This is a genomic window from Zooshikella harenae, from assembly GCF_018837975.1.
Classification (GTDB): Bacteria; Pseudomonadota; Gammaproteobacteria; order Pseudomonadales; family Zooshikellaceae; genus Zooshikella; species Zooshikella harenae.
Genome location: NZ_JAGSOY010000202.1, coordinates 1 through 2,135, shown reverse-complemented (window position 1 = coordinate 2,135; position 2,135 = coordinate 1). Strand labels below are relative to the sequence as shown.

Annotated in this window: 4 protein-coding genes; 1 reads left to right on the top strand and 3 read right to left on the bottom strand. The window is 43.8% G+C overall.

The window, feature by feature from the left end; all coding sequences use genetic code 11:
• On the top strand, positions 1-446 hold a 446-nt coding region (locus tag KCG35_RS24805), incomplete at its 5' end, for an RHS repeat-associated core domain-containing protein (RefSeq protein WP_215822535.1).
• Positions 447-726: 280 nt separating this feature from the next.
• Here the strand turns inward: KCG35_RS24805 and KCG35_RS24800 are convergent.
• From KCG35_RS24800 to KCG35_RS24790, 3 genes are all read right to left on the bottom strand, one after another.
• Entirely contained in the window at positions 727-1,686 is a 960-nt protein-coding gene (locus KCG35_RS24800) for a contractile injection system protein, VgrG/Pvc8 family (RefSeq protein WP_215822534.1), read from the bottom strand.
• Position 1,687: 1 nt separating this feature from the next.
• Entirely contained in the window at positions 1,688-1,897 is a 210-nt protein-coding gene (locus KCG35_RS24795; RefSeq protein ID WP_215822533.1) for a tail protein X, read from the bottom strand.
• Positions 1,863-2,135: phage tail protein (locus KCG35_RS24790; protein ID WP_215822532.1), on the bottom strand; the 273-nt coding region annotated here is incomplete at its 5' end. The genes KCG35_RS24795 and KCG35_RS24790, both read right to left, overlap by 35 nt.

The window sequence follows — 2,135 nt, the reverse complement described above, 5'->3', positions numbered from 1 at the left end:
TTTACAACTACTTCCGCGATTACGATCCAACTACTGGACGATACATCGAAAGTGATCCGATTGGGCTGAAAGGTGGGTTGAATACCTTTGCGTATGTTGAGGGAAACCCTGTTAGCCGAATTGATTCCAAGGGTTTAAATTATCAACTAACATCGTCATATCATGCTGGACAAGTCCAAGCATTAATAAACTACTTCAAAAATTTCCTGAAGCTCTCAACTGGAGCTGCAGCTGCATCAGGAACAGTTTTAGCTGCTCCAGTAGTTGCTGAAGTAGCAATATGTTATTCACCTGAAGTTGCTGGTACTTTACTACCAGTAATTGCAAACCCTAGAAACCAGCAGCTTGCTATTGAGTTTAGTGAAGGATTTTTTATTCCGGGGCCTCCACCTATGTCACCAGCAGGGACAGCAGGGTATCTAACAAGTGAAGCAATTAGTGAATAATTCAATTTAATGAATTCGGATAAATATATAATGGCAAATAGAATTTTATTCACAATAATTGGATTAAGCTCTTTTATTCTAGGAGTAAAGTTTATTCGAGGCGGTTATTTCAGTAATAAGTTTGGTATATTCGTTGACGCAGGCGAATACAACCAACTCATTGGTATATTTTTCATTATGTTTTCCTTATATATTTTTTATATAACCATCAAAAAACACTAAAAAGAAAACTTATAATAAAAAGACAATTCTCTTGATCAAGCTCGCCCCTGCGGGCTTTTCATTTCCCCAACCTAACTGACACCTCATACCCCTCCCCACTTACCCGATGCCTAGCGGTTTTAATCAGCCATTTTCCATCCAGCCCAACCCTTACCCCTGAAATATTCACTGGTCGTTCAGCCACTAACCAAGGATCACCTGGTAGTGTAATTTCCAAACTAGCTTTGGATCGTTCTGCCCCTTTAATGGCAGCATGAGTCGCCGCTTGAGCCGCTTCCCGTGTGGGGTATTGAATACTTAAAGTACGAGCAGGCTCACCCTGCCCTACTGTTATAGATTCTGTTTGTCCTGTACTGCTATTGTGGTATTTAGCTATGACACGCTTATAACCAGAACGTTCGGGCAAACTACCTCGATAACTGGTGATGTCTTTAGCCGACAAGTGAATGGTTTCCAGAGGTTTACCACTAGCCATCTTTCCCTGATTACGCTCCACAAATAACAGATGTTCACCCACAGGCTTGGCTATCGCATCATATTGGTTAGCGATACGACTTAAAAAGTGCAGGTCACTTTCTTCGGTCTGATCAATATGCTGAATGATTAAGTTGGTAAATTTATCGGCTACTTTCGGATTTAAGCCATGGCGTTGGGCAATGCTTCCCACAATATCGGTGAGTTTAACTTTGTGCCAGCTTTGGCTACGCGGGGCACGGATAGGCCCTTTTAAATCCGCACCACGGGCTTTGATTTGCAGCTGGTTGGGTGGGCCTGAGAGCAATACCTCATCCACCGTATAATTCCCCATAGGCACTAAGCCAGTTTCTACATAACCCAAAGCACAAGATAATTTCACGCCTTTTTTGGGGATGGCTAACAAGCCATCATCGACCAGGGTGAGGGTTAAACTGTCGGACTTCCAGCCCGCTTCGTCAGTGAGTTCCAGGCTAATGAGTAACGGATTAATGGTAGGCGTTAAATTGGTATCACCCAAGTGAATACTAAAGGTGGGTTGCATGTTAATTCCAAAGCCTATCGGTAGGATTTGAGGGAGGAGGAATATCAGGTAATTCGAGGGTTAATCCGGCAGGAAGCACCGGACCCAGCTCAGCCAAGTCCGGGTTTGCGGCTAATACATTAAGGACGTAGTAACCGACCTCACGGGGTTTATCATAATAGCACCAGCATATCGCATCAAGACTGTCGTTTTGTTTGGTCCGATACTGCATCGTATTCACCGTAGTAACTCATGGATAAGCTAAAGTCGATTTTGCGGGGTTGGCCTTGTTGATCCAAGTAACTGTTAGTCTGCTCCACGCTGGTAATACACCAGTAGTCGAGTAAATCACCGGTACCGGCTACTAGCAATAATGGCTTACCTTGCTTTCCGAGTGCAGCCATTTTCTCAACAGTGTCGACGGCACCATACTGACCTGGAAATACACTGCCTGACAGGTTAATGGTTTG

Excerpts from the sequence above, each read along its gene's own strand:
- KCG35_RS24795 (WP_215822533.1), bottom strand. The coding sequence starts at position 1,897 with ATGCAGTATCGGACCAAACAAAACGACAGTCTTGATGCGATATGCTGG.
- KCG35_RS24800 (WP_215822534.1), bottom strand. The coding sequence starts at position 1,686 with ATGCAACCCACCTTTAGTATTCACTTGGGTGATACCAATTTAACGCCT.